Below are 15,806 nucleotides of genomic sequence, written 5' to 3'. Positions count from 1 at the left end.
ATCGGGACGGTGCGGCATCTGAGGGGCAATCTGGCGGCGATCGGCCTTACCGTCCTCGTGCTCGCCGTCCTCGGGGTGGTCGCCGGATACGTGTGGTCGGCGCTCGCCCCCACTGCGCAGTACGTGCTGATCGACGGGACGCCGCATCTGGCCGATCCCGAGTCGCAGTCGCTCATCGAGGCCGACGGCTGGTTCGCCGTGGTCACCGGCGCGTTCGGCCTGGCCTGCGGAGTCGCGGGCTACGTGCTGTCGCGCAGGCGGCCGGTCGAGGTCCTCATCGGGCTCGCCGCCGGCGGGCTGCTCGCCGGATACGTCGCGATGCTGGTCGGCGGCACGGCCAAGGGCGGGATCCAGGCGGCGGGACCGGACGGCTACACGACCACGACCTCGCTGGACCTGACCGCGCACGGCGTGCTGTTCGCCTGGCCGCTCCTGGCCACCGCGGTCTTCTGGGTCATCGAGTTCGCCGTGACCTACAACCAGAGGGGCGGCCCGGCCTAAGCCCCGCCGCCGGGTCCGCCGAGGTCCGGCTCGGTCCGCCAGAAGCCGGTCGCCCGTTCGAAGGCGTGCCCGAGGCGCAGGACGTCCATGTCGGCCCACGGCCTGCCCACGATCTGCAGGCCGACGGGGAGGCCGTCGGGCGTGAAACCGCACGGCACCGACATCGCGGGCGTGTGCAGCACGCTGATCCAGTAGCACGACCGCATCCAGGCCAGGTAGTCGGGCATCTCCACCCCGGCCACCTGCGTGACGTACGGCTGCTCGACCGGGAACGGCGGCACCTGGCTGACGGGCGCCACCAGGAAGTCGTAGCGGCCGAAGAACTCGCGCATGCGGTGGAACAGGCCGGTGCGCAGCCGCTCGGCCCTGGCGAGGTCGGCCCCGGTGACCTTCCGCCCCTGCTCCACGTTCCAGGCCACATTGGGGCCCACCTCGGGGAGGTCGCCGAAGTTGAGCGCGTAGTACCACGACCGGTAGACGCGGAACGCCTCCTCCGCGGCGGACAGGTCGAGGTCCACCCGCTCGACCTTGGCCCCCAGCGCGGCCAGCGTCTCGGCCCCCCGCGCCGTCGCGGCGGCCGTGCGCGGGTCGACCGGGAGGCCGCCGAGGTCCGGGCTGAAGGCGACGCGGACCCCGGCGAGGTCCATGTCGAGAGACCCCGCGAACGCCGAGCCGTCCTCGCGGATCGAGAACGGCGAGACCGGGTCGAACCCGGAGACGGCCGACATGAACAGCGCCAGGTCGCCCGCGGTGCGGGCCATCGGCCCCGGCACGCTGAGCGTGAACCAGGCCGCCGTCGCCGACTTCGCCGGCACCCGCCCCGGGGTGGGCCGCAGGCCCGCCACGTTGCAGAACGACGCGGGGTTGCGCAGCGAGCCGCCCATGTCGGAACCGTCGGCGAGCGGCACCATCCGGCAGGCCAGCGCCGCCGCCGCGCCGCCGCTGCTGCCGCCCGCGCTCTTCGACGGGTCGTAGGGGTTGCGGGTCGCCCCGAACACCTCGTTGACCGTGTGCGAGCCGGTGCCGAACTCCGGGGTGTTGGTCTTGCCCAGCGCGATCCCGCCCGCCTCGCGGATGCGCCGCACGAGGGGGTCGTCCTCGGTGGGGACGTGGTCGGCGAACGCCCGCGAGCCGTAGGTGGTGCGCACGCCGGCGGTGTCGGCGAGGTCCTTGTGCGCGACCGGGATGCCGTGCAGCGGGCCGCGCACCAGGCCCTGCCGCAGGTCCTCGTCGGCGCGTGCGGCCTGGTCCAGCGCACGCTCGGCGGTCAGCGTCACGACGGCGTTGACCCGCGGGTTCGTCTCCTCGACGCGCCGCAGGCACGCCTCGGTCAGCTCGACCGCGCTCACCTCGCGTGCCCGCAGCAGCGCGGCCATCTCCGTCGCGGTCAGATCGGCCAGCTCGTTCACGTCTCCCCCGTTCGGTGTGCTTCCCGGCCAGTCTCATGGCCGGTGAGCCGCACGGGCGATGGCAACAGTAGACAGGCTCCAACAGTAGACAGGCTCAGAGCTTCGCGATGGGGGCGGTCACGGCCTGGGCGAGCCGGACGAGGTTGCCCGGCGCGGTCTCGATCTGCAGGCCGCGCCGCCCGGCGGAGAAGTAGATCGTCTCGAAGCCGAGCGCGGACTCGTCCACCACGGTCGGCAGCCGCTTGCGCTGGCCGAGCGGGCTGATGCCGCCGACCACGTAGCCGGTGACCCGCTCCACCTTGGCCGCCTCGGCCATCGCCGCCCGCTTGCCCTTCAGCGCCGCCGCGAACGCCTTGAGGTCGAGCTTGCCCGCCACCGGTACGACCGCGACCGCGAGGCCCGCCTCGGTCTCCGCCACCAGCGTCTTGAAGATCCGCTCGTACGGCAGCCCGAGCGCGTCGGCCGCCTCCTCGCCGTACGCCTGGGCGTTCGGATCGTGGTCGTAGGGGTGAAGGGTGAACTCCGCCTTCGCCTGCGTGAGGGCGACCGTCGCCGGAGTGCTCTGGCCGCCCTTGCTCTTGGTCTTGCTCACGACGGCAAGCCTAGTGCGGAGGCTCCTCCCCGATCCGCCCCCGCCGGACGACCCCGTAAGGGCAGGACGGAGCGTACGGCCTCGGGGGAGCGGGCCACCACGGCGGTGCCGTCGTCGGCGGTGATGATCGGCCGCTGGATCAGGATCGGGTGGGCGGCCATGGCCTCGATCCACCGCCCGCGGGCCGCCTCGTCGCGCGGCCACGACTGCAGGCCCAGCTCCTCGGCGACGGGCTCGCCGAGGCGGACGACGTCCCAGGGCTCCAGCCTGAGGCGGCGCAGCACCTCGGCGAGCTCCTCCGCGCTCGGCGGGTCCTCCAGGTAGTGCCGGACGGTGTATCCGGCGCCCTCGGCGTCGAGCAGCGACAAGGCCGACCTGCACTTCGAGCAGGCCGGGTTGATCCAGATCTCCATGGAGCCATTGTCCCGCCCGGCTGCGCGTAAACAGGTCTTCATGCCCACCCGGCGAATGGCAAAACGATCTAAAGGGGACAATCTATCTACGTGGCCTTTGTCGATAGGAGCGGCCGAGCGGAAGGGCAGTCGATGGGAACGGTCGGGGGTTTCGCGGGCGGTGCCGGGGGCGGTGTCGCGGGTGACGTCGCGAAGGGGCAGGCATGCCTGTTCGGGGGGCTGGGGGTGTGCGTCACCGTGCGGCCGGAGGGCCTGGCGGTCAACCACGGCATGAGTTACTACGGGGTCCACTGGCAGACCCTGCTGCCGTACGCCGTGGGTCTCGCCGGAGCCGCGCTGTTCACCCACCGGGCGCTGCGCACCGCGGCGGCCCGCACGCCGTACCCGGCCCACCTGCGGGGGATGGCCGGCTGGTTCGTCGCGCTGCTGGCCGGGATCGTGCTGACGCCGTACACCCTGGGCGGGGCCGTCGACTGGGCGCACCGGGGGTTGGGCGCGGCCCTGTTCGCGCTCCAGCTCCTGCTGGCCGGGCGGCTCGTCGCGTGGGCCCACGGTGACGCGGTCGGCGTCGCGTTCTTTCTTCTCCAGCTCGGCGGGGGCGTCCTCGCCGCGGTGTACGTGCTCCAGACCGAGGGGCTGCTCATCCACGGCGAGGCGACGTTCCAGCTCGGTTTCGCCCTGGTGCTGGCCAGGACGCTCCCGCTGATCGCGCCCGCGATCGCCGCACCCCCGATCGCCGCGCCGTCTCCGGCCGCGGGCGGCGCGCCCGCCGCCGCGCCCGCCGCCGCCCCGGGATCGGCGGCGGCGGTCTCATGCCAGTGAGATGACGATCGGCCCGCCGCGCGGGTCCGCGCCGGACAGCAGGGACGACGGCACCCGGAACACCCGGCCGGGGGAGACCGGCCACGGCAGGACGCGGCGGGCGATCTCGCGGCCGTCCTGCGTCACCACCACCCTGGCGACGGCGCGGTGCTCGTCCGCCCACAGCAGGATCCGGTGCCGGGGCGGCGCGCCCGCACCCGGCCTGACCAGGCCGGGGGACACCCACCGGAACGGCGCCTCGGCCCGCAGCGGGATCGCACCCGCGAACATGCCGCCGGTCTCGCCGCCTCCGGCGCCGTGCTCGCCGCCGTCGCCGCCGCCCGTACGCGTGCGGGGACTCGTCGCGCCGCCCGAGGGACGCGCCGCGCGCGGGAGATCACTCCCGGCGGGCCGGTCCACGGTGCGGGAGGCGGCGGGGGAAGCCGCGGCGAGGTAGGCCAGGACGTGCCGGACCACGTGGCGGCCGTCGAGGGCCGCCACGTCGGCGGTGTCCACGGGGTGGACCAGGTTGCCGACGGCGAACACGCCGGGGCGGCTGGTGGCCAGGGTGTTGTCCACGACCGGGCTCCTGCTGCCCGGGTCGATCGCCAGCCCGGCGGCCCGGGCCAGTTCGTTGTCGGGAACCCAGCCGCCCGTGAACACCACCGTGTCGCAGGGCACCGTGCGGCGCTCGCCCGTGCGCAGGTCCTCGACCTCGACCGACTCCACGGCGTCGCGCCCGTTGATCCGCACGACCCGGGTGGTGGTGGCGACGGGCATCCGCAGCACGGCCCGCCCCGGCACGCTGAACGCCGCGTACGACTCGGCGCGGGCGTGCTCGGTGGTCATCAGCACCGTGCGGCAGCCCGCCGCGCGCAGGGTGAGCGCGGCCGACCAGCTCACCGGCTCGGCCCCGACGACGACGGCCCGCGTGCCGACGCTGCCGTGGTGCAGGTGGACCACGTTCTGAAGCTGGCCGGTCGTCAGCACGCCCGGCGGGCGGTCGCCCGGCACCATCCGGGCCGCGCGGGGACGTTCCCTCGCGCCGGTCGCCAGGACGACGGCGCGGGCGTCCACCCGCAGACGTCCCTCCGGGGTGGTGACGTCGAGGGCGTGCGCCCCATCCCCGCCGGCCCCATCCCCGCCGGCCCCATCCCCGCCGGCCCCATCGCCGCCGGTGGCCGAGGCCCATCCGGTGACCATGGCGGAGGTCCGCACGCGCGCCCCGGCCTCCAGCGCCCGGTTGGCCAGCAGGCGGGCGTACGCCGGGCCGGTCATCACCGTGCGCAGGTCGCGCAGGCCGTAGCCGGTGTGGGGGCTGTGCCGGGGGATGCCGCCCGCCTCGCGCTCCCGGTCGAGCACCAGCACCCGCAGGCCGGCCGCCGCGAGACCGGCGGCGGCGGTCAGCCCGGAGGGGCCGCCGCCCACGACGGCGACGTCGGTGGTGAGGCGCATCACGATCCCTCCACGCGGGCGAGGCGCCCGGCGATCTCGGCTCCGCAGAAGAAGCCCTGGCAGCGGCCCATCATGGCCCGGGTGCGGCGGCGCAGGCCGTCGAGGTCGGCCGGGGGAAGCGGGGAGGCCAGGGCGTCCCTGATCTCCCCGGCGGTGACCCGCTCGCAGAAGCAGACCACGGTCCCGTACGCCGGATCCCCGGCGATGAGGTCGTCGCACATGTACGGCCGGGGGAACGCCTCGCCGATGTTGGGCATCCGGGGCGGTTCCGGCAGGTCGCCGCGTACGGAGGTGAGCAGGCCCGCCTCGGCCAGCAGCCCTGCGGCGTGCTCGGCCAGCGCCATGGACGCGGTCAGCCCGGTGGACCGGATGCCGCCGAGCACGAGATAACGCCGCGCGGCGTCGAGGTGGACCTGGTAGTCGCCGTGCTCGGTGGCCGCCCGCAGCCCGGCGTAGGAGGCGGTGACCTCCTCCCGCATCAGTGCGGGCATGAGCGCGAGGCCCTTGTCCACCAGGAACGCGAACCCCTCCTCGGAGGTGGAGGTGTCGGCGCGGTCGCGCAGGTCCTCGGCGGTCGGGCCGAGCATCACGTTGCCGTAGATCGTCGGGCTGATCAGCACGCCCTTGCCGCGCGAGCCGGGCACGGGCAGCACGATGCGGTTCGCCAGCGGCCTGGCCATCTTGTCGAAGACCAGCAGCTCGCCCCGGCGCGGGGTGACCGTGTAACGCTCGTGCCCGAACAGGCGGTCGACGGCGTCGGAGCCCAGCCCCGCGGCGTTGACGACCCAGCGGGCCCGCAGCGGGCCCCGGTTCGTCAGCAGCACGGTAACCCCGTCGCCGTCGCCGTCCCCGCCCCCGTCTCGCCGCACGCCGTCGACCCGCGTGTTCAGCAGCACGGCGGCGCCCCGCGCGAGCGCCTCGGTGGCGAACGCGAGCGTGGTGGTCCACGGGCAGATGATCGACTCCCCGGGCACGGTCAGCCCGCCGAGCACCCCCGGGCCGAGGGCGGGGACCAGCCGGTAGACCTCGTCCGCGCCGACGACCTCGCACTCCCTGCAGCCGTTCCGCACCGCCTTGTCCGCCAGCCCGTCGAGCGCGGCCAGCTCCTCGCCGGTCCACGCGACCAGCAGCGCGCCGGTCCGCTCGACCGGGATGCCGGCGCGCTCGGCGTACCCGCCCAGCAGCTCGTATCCCCGCCGCACCAGGCGCGACTCCAGGGTGCCCGGCGTCGCGTCGAAGCCGGTGTGCAGGATCGCGGTGTTGGCCTTGCTGGTGCCGTCGCCGACGTCCGGGCGCGCCTCGACCAGCGCCACCGACAGGGGCCGCCCGTCCGTTTCACGCCCGGCCGGCTCACGTCCCGCCAGCTCGCGGGCCACGGCGGCGCCCACCACGCCGCCGCCGACCACCGCCACGTCGACCGTCCCGCCCGGCAGCGGCCCGGACCTGCTGACTCCTCCGCTCACGCGTCCCTCCCCGTCTCGATCGCCGCGCGGACGCCCCGCCGCCAGCGCGTCATGAACTCCTCCGCCCGCTCCGCCGGCCGGCGCGGCTCGTACGTCGTCGCCGGAGCGCACGCGGGCACGGCGCCGGCCACCGTGAGCGAGGGGGTCACCGCGAGGCGGGCCAGCGCGGCGGCGCCGAGCGCGGTCGCGTGCGGCGACGGATAGACGTCCACCGGCGCCTGCAGCAGGTCCGCCTGGGCCTGCATGAGCGCGGCCGACCGGGTGAGGCCGCCGTCCACCCGCAGGCGCGCCGGCGGCCGCCCGAGGTCGGCCGCGACGACCGCCGCGAGGTCGGCCACCTGGGCGGCGATGCCCTCCAGGACGGCGCGGATCAGGTGCCCGGGCCGGGTGGACAGCGTCATGCCGAGGAACGCCGCGGTCGCGTCCGGCCGCCACCAGGGCGCGGCCAGCCCGGCGAGCCCGGGGACGAACAGCACGCCCTCGGCGTCCGGCGCGGCCAGCGCGTCCAGGTCGGAGGCGTCGCCGACGAGGCCGAGGCCGTTCAGCCACCGCACCGCGGAGGCCGCCGTGTAGACCTGCCCGTCCACGCAGTAGGACGTGGCCCCCCTGGCCCGCCAGGCCACCGACGTGGTCAGGCCGGAGGACGAGCGCACGGCCCGCTCGCCGGTGTTGGCGAGCAGGAACGCCCCCGTGCCGTACGTGCACTTGGCCTCGCCTGCCGACAGGCAGCCCTCGGCGAGCAGCGCGGCCTGCTGGTCGACGACCAGCCCGCCGACCGGGATCTCCCCGCCGAAGGCCCGGGTCGTCCCGGCCACCTCGTCGCAGGCGACGATCGCGGGCAGCCGCTCGCCGTCCAGGCCGAACAGGCCGAGCAGCTCCCCGCTCCACTCGACCGCGTCGAGGTCCAGCAGCGCCGACCTGCTCGCGGTCGCCGCGTCGGTGACGAACTCCCCGGTCAGGTGGTGGACGAGCCAGGTGTCGCTGGTCGTCACCACCCCCTCGCGGGTCAGGTTGCGGCGGATCCACGCCATCTTCGGAGCCGAGAAATACGGGTCGAGCACGAGCCCGGTCAGCTCGGCGATCCTCTCGGCGTGCCCGGTCAGCCCGGCGCACACCTCCTCGGCCCGCCGGTCCTGCCACACCAGCGCGGTGGTCAGCGGCTCGCCGGTCGCCGGGTCCCAGGCCAGCACGGTCTCGCCCTGGTTGGCCAGCGCGACCGCGCCGACCGGCACGCCCGCCGCCGCGACCGCCTCCCGCCCCGCGGCCAGCACCGAGCCGAGCAGTTCCCGCGGATCCTGCTCCACCCGCCCGCCCGGCAGGTACGCGGGACGGACTGGCGCCTCGGCCAGCGCGAGGACGGCGCCGTCGCCGCCCACCACGATCGCCTTGGTGCCCGAGGTGCCCTGGTCGATCGCGAGCACGGCCGGGGCGGAGGGGTGGGACATGGATCGTCTCCTGGCTGGAGCTGGGGGAGTCGCGACGGCCAGCCTATGGGTTGATCACCTGGGCGCCCGCGCTGACCAGGGCGGACGCGAGCGCGGGAGGGGGTGCCGCGTCGGTGAGGAGACCGGACAGGCCGTCCAGGGCGCACACCCGGTAGGCGGCGACCCTGCCGTGCTTCGAGCTGTCGGCGAGCACGTACGTCCGTGCGGCGCCGGCGAGGATCACGCGCTTGGTCGCGACCTCGTCGAGGAAGTAGTCGGTGAGCCCGGCTTCGGCGTCCACCCCGCCCGAGCCGAGGAACGCCACGTCGGCGCGCAGGTCCTGGAAGAACCCCAGCGTGTGGGCGTTGGAGACGGCGAGGTCGCCCTGCCGGACACGCCCGCCCGCCACCAGCACCTCCACGCCGGGACGGCCCGCGAGCTCGGCCGCCACCAGCAGCGAGCAGGTGGCGACCACCCCCCGGAAGGACGGCGGGACGGCCCTGGCGAGGTGGACGGCGGTGGTGCCGACGTCGATGATCACGGTCTGGCCCGGGCGCAGGAGCCGCGCCGCGAGCTCGCCGATCACGGCCTTCGCCTCCGACTGGCTGGTCGAGCGCTCCAGGTAGGACAGCTCCTCGCCGGTGCCGGACGGCGCCGAGGTCGCCCCGCCGTGCACGCGGACGAGCAGCGCCCGGCGCTCCAGGATCGCCAGGTCGCGCCGGACGGTCTCGTGGGAGACGCCGAGCAGCGCGGCCAGGTCCTCGGTGCGCACGGTTCCCTTCCGCCCGAGGGTCTCGATGATCCGCTGGTGACGCTGCGCCGGAAGCAAGAGATCCATCCTTGACCGAATGTGACTGTTGTCGCCCGAGAGTGTGGATCGGTGCCCGGAAACCTGTCAAGGGCAGGGCCCGGAAATCGGGCGGAGGCGCGAATTCCCAGCTCCCGGGGGGTGGGCGCGCCGGTGAAACGCCCGTCCCGAATGCTGGACACACGCTGATCCGTGCCCGGTCGTCCGTAGACTGGGACGGTGATTTCCCGTATCGACCTGCGCGGGTCCCTTCCTGCCGACCTGCGCGACGTGCTGCCCCGCGCCGAACTCGACGTCGAGGCCGCCCTGGAGAAGGTGCGGCCGATCTGTGAGGACGTACGCCATCGTGGCGCGGCAGCCGTACGGGAGCTGACCGCGAGATTCGACGGCGTCGAGCTGGAGTCCGCCCGGGTGCCCGCCGAGGCGCTCACGCGCGCCGTGGAGGAGCTGGACCCGGCCGTGCGCGCGGCGCTTGAGGAGTCGATCCGCCGCGCCCGCATGGTCCACCGCGACCAGCGGCGCACCGACACCACGACGCGGGTCGTGCCGGGCGGCACGGTCACCGAGCGCTGGGTGCCGGTCGACCGCGTGGGGCTCTACGTGCCCGGCGGCCGGGCCGTCTACCCCTCCAGCGTGGTCATGAACGTGGTCCCCGCCCAGGAGGCGGGCGTGCCCTCGCTGGCCGTCTCCTCGCCCCCGCAGAAGGAGTTCGGCGGGCTCCCGCACCCGACCATCCTCGCCGCGTGCGCGTTGCTCGGCGTCGAGGAGGTGTACGCCGTGGGCGGCGCCCAGGCCGTCGCGATGTTCGCCTACGGCACCGAGGAGTGCCGCCCGGCCACGATGGTGACCGGTCCCGGCAACATCTGGGTGGCCGCGGCCAAGCGCCTGCTCAAGGGCCGGATCGGCATCGACTCCGAGGCCGGGCCCACGGAGATCGCGGTCCTCGCGGACGAGACCGCCGACCCCGTGCACGTCGCGGCCGACCTGATCAGCCAGGCGGAGCACGACGTCATCGCCGCCTCCGTGCTGGTCACCACCAGCGTGGAGCTGGCCGACGCCGTGGAGAAGGAACTGCCCGGCCAGGTGTCGGCGACCCGGCACCGCGAGCGCATCACCGAGGCCCTCGCCGGCCGCCAGTCGGGCATCGTGCTCGTCTCGGACATCGAGGCCGGGCTGAAGGTCGTGGACGCCTACGCCGCCGAGCACCTGGAGATCCAGACGGCCGATGCCCGCGCGGTCGCCGCCCGGGTGCGCAACGCCGGTGCGATCTTCGTCGGGCCGTACGCGCCGGTGTCGCTCGGCGACTACATGGCGGGCTCCAACCACGTGCTGCCGACCGGCGGCTGCGCCTGCCACTCCTCGGGGCTGTCGGTGCAGACGTTCCTGCGCGGCATCCACGTGGTGGACTACAGCCGCGAGGCGCTGGCCGGGGCCGCGCCGTACGTGTGCGCCCTCGCCGACGCGGAGGACCTGCCCGCCCACGGCGCCGCCGTACGCGCCCGCTTCGACTGGGAAGTGCCCGCATGACGACCCTCGACGACCTGCCGATCCGCGACGACCTGCGGGGCAAGCAGCCCTATGGCGCGCCGCAGCTCGACGTGCCGGTCCAGCTCAACACCAACGAGAACCCCTACCCGCCCTCGGCCGCGCTGATCGACGACCTCGCCCGCGCCGTACGGCGGGGCGCGGCGACGCTGAACCGCTACCCGGACAGGGACGCCGTCGAGCTGCGCAAGGATCTCGCCGACTACCTCGGCCACGGGCTGACGGCCCGCCAGATGTGGGCGGCCAACGGCTCCAACGAGATCATCCAGCAGATCCTCCAGGCGTTCGGCGGCCCCGGCCGCTCCGCCGCCGGGTTCGAGCCGTCCTACTCGATGCACCCGATCATCGCGGGCGGCACGAACACGCGGTGGATCGAGGGCCTGCGCGAGGAGGACTTCGCGATCGACCCGGACGCCGCCGTGCGGCTGATCGAGGAGCACCGGCCCGACGTGGTGTTCCTGACCTCGCCGAACAACCCGACCGGCACGGCCCTGCCGCTGGAGGTGATCGAGCGGATCCTCGCCGCCGCGCCCGGCATGGTCGTGGTCGACGAGGCGTACGCCGAGTTCGCCCGCACCGGCACGCCGTCGGCGCTGACCCTGCTGCCGGGAAACCCCCGGCTGATCGTGACGCGGACCATGTCGAAGGCGTTCGCGATGGCCGGCACCCGGCTCGGCTACCTCGCCGCCGACCCGGCGGTGGTCGACGCCCTGCTGCTGGTCCGCCTGCCGTACCACCTGTCCACGCTGACCCAGGCGGCGGCCCGGGTGGCGCTGGCGCACCGCGAGGAGCTCCTCGGCACGGTGGACGCGCTGCGCGCCGAGCGGGACGCCGTCGTGGACTGGCTGCGCGGGCGCGGTCTGAAGGTCGCCGATTCCGACGCCAATTTCGTGCTGTTCGGTACCTTTGCGGATCGGCGGTCCGTATGGGAGGGACTGCTCGAACGCGGGGTGCTGATCCGGGAGACCGGCCCCGCGGGCTGGCTGCGCGTGTCGATCGGCACGCCGGAAGAGATGGCGGCGTTCCGCGCCGCGCTGGAGGGGGTCCTCGCATGACCGAGCTCAACGAGCGCCGCGGCCGCGTCGAGCGCACGACGAAGGAGACGTCGGTGCTGGTCGAGGTGGGCCTCGACGGCACCGGGATCGTCGACGTGTCCACCGGCGTCGGGTTCTACGACCACATGCTCGCCCAGCTCGGCAAGCACGGCCTGTTCGACCTGACCGTGAAGACCGAGGGCGACCTGCACATCGACGCCCACCACACGATCGAGGACACCTCGATCGCGCTCGGCGCGGCTTTCCGCGAGGCCCTCGGCGACAAGTCGGGCATCCGGCGGTTCGGCAGCGCCTCCTGCCCGCTGGACGAGGCGCTCGCGCAGGTGACGGTGGACCTGTCCGGCCGGCCCTACCTCGTCCACACCGAGCCCGAGGGCATGGCCCCGATGATCGGGCCCGACTACGACACCACCATGACCCGGCACATCCTGGAGTCGTTCGTCGCGCAGGCGGCGGTCTGCCTCCACGTGCACGTGCCGTACGGGCGCAACGCCCACCACATCGTGGAGGCGCAGTTCAAGGCCCTCGCGCGGGCGCTGCGCGAGGCGTCGGAGCGGGACCCCCGGGCGACCGGCGTGCCCAGCACCAAGGGCGTGCTCTGATGACCTTCGCGTCCGGCGGGATGCTCTTCATCGGCCTCTTCCTGATCGGCGGGGTCATCTCGGGCATTCGGCAGGGCCTCAAGCTGCTGGCGGCGCTCGCCGGCGTCGGGGCCGTCATGGCGATCACCGCGGGGGTGATGTGGTGGCAGTGAGCAGACGGGTCGTCGTTCTCGACTACGGCTCGGGCAACCTCCGCTCGGCCGAGCGGGCGCTGGCCCGCGTGGGGGCCGACGTCACCGTCACCGCCGACTTCGACGCGGCCCTCGACGCGGACGGGCTCGTCGTCCCCGGCGTCGGCGCGTTCGCGGCGTGCATGGAGGGGCTGAAGGGCGTGCGCGGCGACCAGATCGTCGGCCGCCGCCTGGCCGGCGGTCGCCCGGTGCTCGGGATCTGCGTCGGCATGCAGATCCTGTTCGAGAAGGGCGTCGAGCACGGCGTCCACACCGAGGGCTGCGGCGAGTGGCCCGGCACGGTCGAGCGGCTCGAGGCGCCCGTGCTGCCCCACATGGGGTGGAACACCGTGACCGCGCCCGAGGGCAGCGTGCTGTTCCGCGGCCTGGAGGAGGGGACCCGTTTCTACTTCGTCCACTCCTACGGGGTGCGCGAATGGCGGCTGGAGGCCGGCGACGGCTTCGAAGAGCCGCTGGTCACCTGGGCCGAGCACGGCGTGCCGTTCGTGGCCGCCGCCGAGAACGGCCCTCTCATGGCCACCCAGTTCCACCCGGAGAAGTCAGGGGACGCGGGGGCCGTGCTGCTGTCCAACTGGCTGAGCACGTTGTGAGCGTGTCCAGCAGGCGAAATCTCGCGGCAGCGGTGCGACACTGGAAACCGGCGGGGCCGCGGCGCGTACGGCCGGCCGGGCCGAGGCCGTGACCGGACCTGAGCGGGAGGCCCGATGAGCAAGGAACGGGCCCGCAGGAGGGCGGAGCGCGAAGCCGAGCGCGAACGCCTCGCGGCGGCCCGGGCCGAGCGCGAGGCGAGGGCCGCCAGACGGCGAGAGATGCGCGAGCGGTTCGTCGGGCCCGTCACCGGAGCCGTGGCCGGGGTCGTGGGCGCGGTGCTGCCGCGGCCGGCCAGGCCCGTGCGGGTGGCCCGGCAGCGCGGGTTTCTCGCCCGTCGCCGCCGCACGGAGAACGCCGTCGTCGCCGTGCTGTGGTTCCTCGTCCAGGTGCTCGCCTGGATCCTGCTCGACTCGTGGATGGCCCGGCTGGGCGTGTTCCTCGGCTCGATCCTGCTGCTCCCGGTGCTCGTCACCATCGTTTTCGACCGGAGGTCATGACCAAATGTCGCTCGTATTGCTCCCAGCCGTCGACGTCGCCGACGGCCAAGCCGTCCGCCTCGTGCAGGGCGAGGCGGGGACGGAGACCTCGTACGGGGATCCGCTCGCCGCCGCCCTCGCCTGGCAGAAGGCCGGCGCGGAGTGGATCCACCTGGTCGACCTCGACGCGGCGTTCGGCCGGGGGAACAACCGCGAGCTGCTCGCCTCCGTCGTCGGCGCGCTGGACGTGAACGTGGAGCTGTCCGGCGGGATCCGTGACGACGCCTCGCTTGAGGCCGCGCTGAGCACCGGCTGCCGCCGGGTGAACATCGGCACCGCCGCGCTGGAGAACCCGGAGTGGTGCGCCAAGGCGATCGCCGAGCACGGCGACCGCATCGCGGTGGGGCTCGACGTGCGCGGCACCACGCTGGCCGCCCGCGGCTGGACCCAGGAGGGCGGTGACCTGTGGGATGTGCTCGACCGGCTGGAGTCGGAGGGGTGCCCGCGCTACGTCGTCACCGACGTCACCAAGGACGGCACGCTGCGCGGTCCCAACCTCGACCTGCTGCGCGAGGTGTGCGCGCGGACCGACCGCCCGGTCATCGCCAGCGGCGGGGTGTCCTCGCTCGACGATCTGCGGGCGATCGCGACGCTCGTGCCGGACGGCGTCGAGGGCGCCATCGTGGGCAAGGCGCTGTACGCCCAGGCGTTCACCCTGGAAGAGGCGCTCGCGGCGGTGAAGTCCGCATGAGCGAGCGCGACGCCTGGCGCGTGCCGTTCCGCGCCGAATGCGAGGAGGCGGCATGAGCACTCAGATGCCCGAAGGGCGGATCTCCTCCGGCGGCCCGTGGGAGGACCGGTACGGCTACGCCCGTGCGGTCGTGGCCGGGCCGCACGTGCTCGTGTCCGGCTGCACCGCCACCGTGGGCGGCGAGGTCCAGCACGTGGGCGACGCCTACCAGCAGACGCTCACCGCCTTCTCCATCGCGCTGGACGCCGTCGAGAAGGCCGGCATCACCCGGGCCGACGTGGTGCGAACCCGTCTGTACGTGGTGAACGCCGGTGACTTCGACGCCGTCGGCAAGGCCCACGGCGAGATCTTCGGCGACGTGCGGCCCGTCTGCACGAGCGTGCAGGTCGCCGGGCTGGTGGACGAGCGCATGCTGGTCGAGGTCGAGGTCGAGGGCTACCGGCCGGTGGAACGCGGCACCCATGAGGACTGAGCGATGACCGTAGCGGTGCGGGTGATCCCCTGCCTGGACGTCGACGGCGGCCGGGTGGTCAAGGGGGTCAACTTCGAGAACCTCAGGGACGCCGGCGATCCGGTCGAGCTGGCCGCGCGCTACGACGCCGAGGGGGCCGACGAGCTGACCTTCCTCGACATCACCGCCTCCTCGGGCGAGCGCGAGACCATGCTCGACGTGGTGCGCCGTACGGCCGAGCAGGTGTTCATCCCGCTGACGGTCGGCGGCGGCGTGCGGTCGGCCGACGACGTGGACCGGCTGCTGCGCGCGGGGGCCGACAAGGTCGGCATCAACACCGCCGCCATCGCGCGTCCCGAACTGCTGACCGAGACCTCGCGCCGGTTCGGGTCGCAGTGCATCGTGCTGTCGGTGGACGCGCGCCGGGTGGTCGACGGGCCGCCCACACCCTCCGGGTTCGAGGTGACGACCCACGGCGGGCGCCGGGGGACCGGCATCGACGCGGTGGAGTGGGCGCGCCGCGGGGAGGAGCTCGGCGTCGGCGAGATCCTGCTCAACTCCATGGACGGCGACGGCACCAAGTCGGGCTACGACCTGGAGATGCTGCGGGCCGTGCGGGCGGCGGTGAGCGTCCCGCTGATCGCCTCCGGCGGCGCCGGGCGGCTGGAGGACTTCCCGCCCGCGGTGGACGCCGGGGCGGACGCCGTGCTGGCCGCCTCGGTCTTCCACTTCGGCCAGCTCAAGATCCACGAGGTCAAGGACACGCTGCGCGCGGCCGGTCACCCGGTCCGCTGAGCGCCCGCCGGGGGCCGGGATCCGGCCCCCGGCCGGTGGGTCCTCAGTCGATGTCGACGATCGCCGTGGGGTAGGCGTCAGGGCCGGTCCCGAGCGACGAGGACGCCATCGACTGGTACTGCCACTGTCCCTGGAAGCTGCCGCCCCGGCCGCACCCGTCGTCGCCCCAGCACGTCGTGGCGGCGGACGCCTTGTGGGCCGGCTCGGCCGCCGCGAGCCCGACGGCGACGAGGAACGCCAGGCCCAGCAGGCTCGGGAAACGCTTTGCACGCATAGCTGTCTCCTGTCCGTGAACCGATCATGTGGCGCTCCGGAGTCCGCCTCCTCAATGGTCAGCCGGGTATCACGCAACCGTCCATCCCAATCACCGCAAATAGGACGATAGTGGGCTAAAACCGGCATGCGGGATTGTGTGTTCTTTATCGAGATTCGTCGTGGCCGGTCAGCGGGGACCGATCGCTCGCGCGTGGGCCCGAGGCGGGG

General features: G+C 74.1%; 19 protein-coding genes. 11 read left to right on the top strand and 8 right to left on the bottom strand.

Going from position 1 to position 15,806, the window contains the following annotated elements; genetic code table 11:
* Nucleotides 1-9: 9 nt before the first annotated feature.
* Nucleotides 10-501: a hypothetical protein gene (locus ACIBK1_RS25500; protein WP_051762063.1), complete on the top strand. Its 492-nt coding sequence runs from the start codon at nucleotides 10-12 to the stop codon at nucleotides 499-501.
* On the opposite strand, the gene ACIBK1_RS25495 is transcribed toward ACIBK1_RS25500, so the two are convergent.
* From ACIBK1_RS25495 to ACIBK1_RS25485, 3 genes are all read right to left on the bottom strand, one after another.
* Nucleotides 498-1,910, bottom strand: coding sequence for an amidase (locus tag ACIBK1_RS25495; RefSeq protein ID WP_396738173.1), 1,413 nt, complete (start codon nucleotides 1,908-1,910; stop codon nucleotides 498-500). The two genes, ACIBK1_RS25500 and ACIBK1_RS25495, sit on opposite strands and share 4 nt — an antisense overlap.
* A gap of 94 nt (nucleotides 1,911-2,004) precedes the next feature.
* Nucleotides 2,005-2,502 carry a Cys-tRNA(Pro) deacylase gene (gene ybaK, locus ACIBK1_RS25490; protein WP_030509932.1) on the bottom strand — a complete coding sequence of 166 codons (498 nt, stop codon included), beginning with the start codon at nucleotides 2,500-2,502 and terminating at the stop codon, nucleotides 2,005-2,007.
* The gene (locus ACIBK1_RS25485; RefSeq protein ID WP_396738170.1) at nucleotides 2,499-2,915 is read right to left on the bottom strand and encodes an arsenate reductase family protein; all 417 of its coding nucleotides are present in this window, start codon (nucleotides 2,913-2,915) and stop codon (nucleotides 2,499-2,501) included. The genes ybaK and ACIBK1_RS25485 overlap by 4 nt, the downstream gene beginning before the upstream one ends.
* Before the next feature lie 132 nt (nucleotides 2,916-3,047).
* Between ACIBK1_RS25485 and ACIBK1_RS25480 the strand changes: the two genes are divergently transcribed.
* Entirely contained in the window at nucleotides 3,048-3,737 is a 690-nt protein-coding gene (locus tag ACIBK1_RS25480; RefSeq protein ID WP_051762064.1) for a hypothetical protein, read from the top strand.
* Here the strand turns inward: ACIBK1_RS25480 and ACIBK1_RS25475 are convergent.
* Genes ACIBK1_RS25475 through ACIBK1_RS25460 form a run of 4 tightly spaced genes read right to left on the bottom strand, consistent with a single transcriptional unit; the run spans nucleotide 3,726 to nucleotide 8,896 of the window.
* Nucleotides 3,726-5,171 (bottom strand): NAD(P)/FAD-dependent oxidoreductase, encoded by a 1,446-nt coding sequence (locus ACIBK1_RS25475; RefSeq protein ID WP_396738599.1) that lies wholly within the window; start codon nucleotides 5,169-5,171, stop codon nucleotides 3,726-3,728. The two genes, ACIBK1_RS25480 and ACIBK1_RS25475, sit on opposite strands and share 12 nt — an antisense overlap.
* Nucleotides 5,171-6,634 carry an NAD(P)/FAD-dependent oxidoreductase gene (locus ACIBK1_RS25470; protein WP_231514029.1) on the bottom strand — a complete coding sequence of 488 codons (1,464 nt, stop codon included), beginning with the start codon at nucleotides 6,632-6,634 and terminating at the stop codon, nucleotides 5,171-5,173. Before ACIBK1_RS25470 ends, ACIBK1_RS25475 begins: the two co-directional genes overlap by 1 nt.
* On the bottom strand, nucleotides 6,631-8,079 hold the full coding sequence (locus tag ACIBK1_RS25465) for an FGGY family carbohydrate kinase (protein WP_030509938.1): 1,449 nt from the start codon (nucleotides 8,077-8,079) through the stop codon (nucleotides 6,631-6,633). The genes ACIBK1_RS25470 and ACIBK1_RS25465 overlap by 4 nt, the downstream gene beginning before the upstream one ends.
* Before the next feature lie 43 nt (nucleotides 8,080-8,122).
* Complete coding sequence (locus ACIBK1_RS25460; protein WP_396738165.1) at nucleotides 8,123-8,896, bottom strand: DeoR/GlpR family DNA-binding transcription regulator; 774 nt, start codon at nucleotides 8,894-8,896, stop codon at nucleotides 8,123-8,125.
* A 189-nt stretch (nucleotides 8,897-9,085) separates the two neighbouring features.
* Here ACIBK1_RS25460 and hisD point away from each other — a divergent pair, with 189 nt between their 5' ends.
* From hisD to hisF, 9 genes are all read left to right on the top strand, one after another.
* Nucleotides 9,086-10,393, top strand: coding sequence for a histidinol dehydrogenase (gene hisD / locus ACIBK1_RS25455; RefSeq protein WP_076432225.1), 1,308 nt, complete (start codon nucleotides 9,086-9,088; stop codon nucleotides 10,391-10,393).
* A complete protein-coding gene (locus tag ACIBK1_RS25450; RefSeq protein WP_076432227.1) occupies nucleotides 10,390-11,466 on the top strand; it encodes a histidinol-phosphate transaminase in 1,077 nt (358 codons plus the stop codon). Before hisD ends, ACIBK1_RS25450 begins: the two co-directional genes overlap by 4 nt.
* Nucleotides 11,463-12,068 (top strand): imidazoleglycerol-phosphate dehydratase HisB, encoded by a 606-nt coding sequence (gene hisB / locus ACIBK1_RS25445; protein WP_030509942.1) that lies wholly within the window; start codon nucleotides 11,463-11,465, stop codon nucleotides 12,066-12,068. Before ACIBK1_RS25450 ends, hisB begins: the two co-directional genes overlap by 4 nt.
* Nucleotides 12,068-12,220 carry a hypothetical protein gene (locus ACIBK1_RS25440; RefSeq protein WP_167769238.1) on the top strand — a complete coding sequence of 51 codons (153 nt, stop codon included), beginning with the start codon at nucleotides 12,068-12,070 and terminating at the stop codon, nucleotides 12,218-12,220. The genes hisB and ACIBK1_RS25440 overlap by 1 nt, the downstream gene beginning before the upstream one ends.
* Nucleotides 12,217-12,849, top strand: coding sequence for an imidazole glycerol phosphate synthase subunit HisH (gene hisH, locus ACIBK1_RS25435; protein WP_167769239.1), 633 nt, complete (start codon nucleotides 12,217-12,219; stop codon nucleotides 12,847-12,849). The genes ACIBK1_RS25440 and hisH overlap by 4 nt, the downstream gene beginning before the upstream one ends.
* 114 nt (nucleotides 12,850-12,963) lie before the next feature.
* Nucleotides 12,964-13,347, top strand: a complete 384-nt coding sequence (locus tag ACIBK1_RS25430) for a hypothetical protein (RefSeq protein WP_030509944.1) — start codon at nucleotides 12,964-12,966, stop codon at nucleotides 13,345-13,347.
* A 4-nt stretch (nucleotides 13,348-13,351) separates the two neighbouring features.
* On the top strand, nucleotides 13,352-14,077 hold the full coding sequence (gene priA / locus ACIBK1_RS25425) for a bifunctional 1-(5-phosphoribosyl)-5-((5-phosphoribosylamino)methylideneamino)imidazole-4-carboxamide isomerase/phosphoribosylanthranilate isomerase PriA (RefSeq protein ID WP_030509945.1): 726 nt from the start codon (nucleotides 13,352-13,354) through the stop codon (nucleotides 14,075-14,077).
* A gap of 52 nt (nucleotides 14,078-14,129) precedes the next feature.
* Nucleotides 14,130-14,549 (top strand): RidA family protein, encoded by a 420-nt coding sequence (locus ACIBK1_RS25420; protein ID WP_030509946.1) that lies wholly within the window; start codon nucleotides 14,130-14,132, stop codon nucleotides 14,547-14,549.
* Nucleotides 14,550-14,552: 3 nt separating this feature from the next.
* Entirely contained in the window at nucleotides 14,553-15,323 is a 771-nt protein-coding gene (hisF, locus tag ACIBK1_RS25415) for an imidazole glycerol phosphate synthase subunit HisF (protein WP_076432229.1), read from the top strand.
* 43 nt (nucleotides 15,324-15,366) lie between these two features.
* On the opposite strand, the gene ACIBK1_RS25410 is transcribed toward hisF, so the two are convergent.
* Nucleotides 15,367-15,597: a hypothetical protein gene (locus ACIBK1_RS25410; protein ID WP_030509948.1), complete on the bottom strand. Its 231-nt coding sequence runs from the start codon at nucleotides 15,595-15,597 to the stop codon at nucleotides 15,367-15,369.
* Between the last annotated feature and the right edge of the window lie 209 nt (nucleotides 15,598-15,806).

It is taken from the genome of Microbispora rosea (assembly GCF_044460045.1).
Classification (GTDB): domain Bacteria; phylum Actinomycetota; class Actinomycetes; order Streptosporangiales; family Streptosporangiaceae; genus Microbispora; species Microbispora rosea.
The sequence above is the reverse complement of the archived record's forward strand: the minus strand, read 5'-3'. Positions and strand labels throughout refer to the sequence as shown.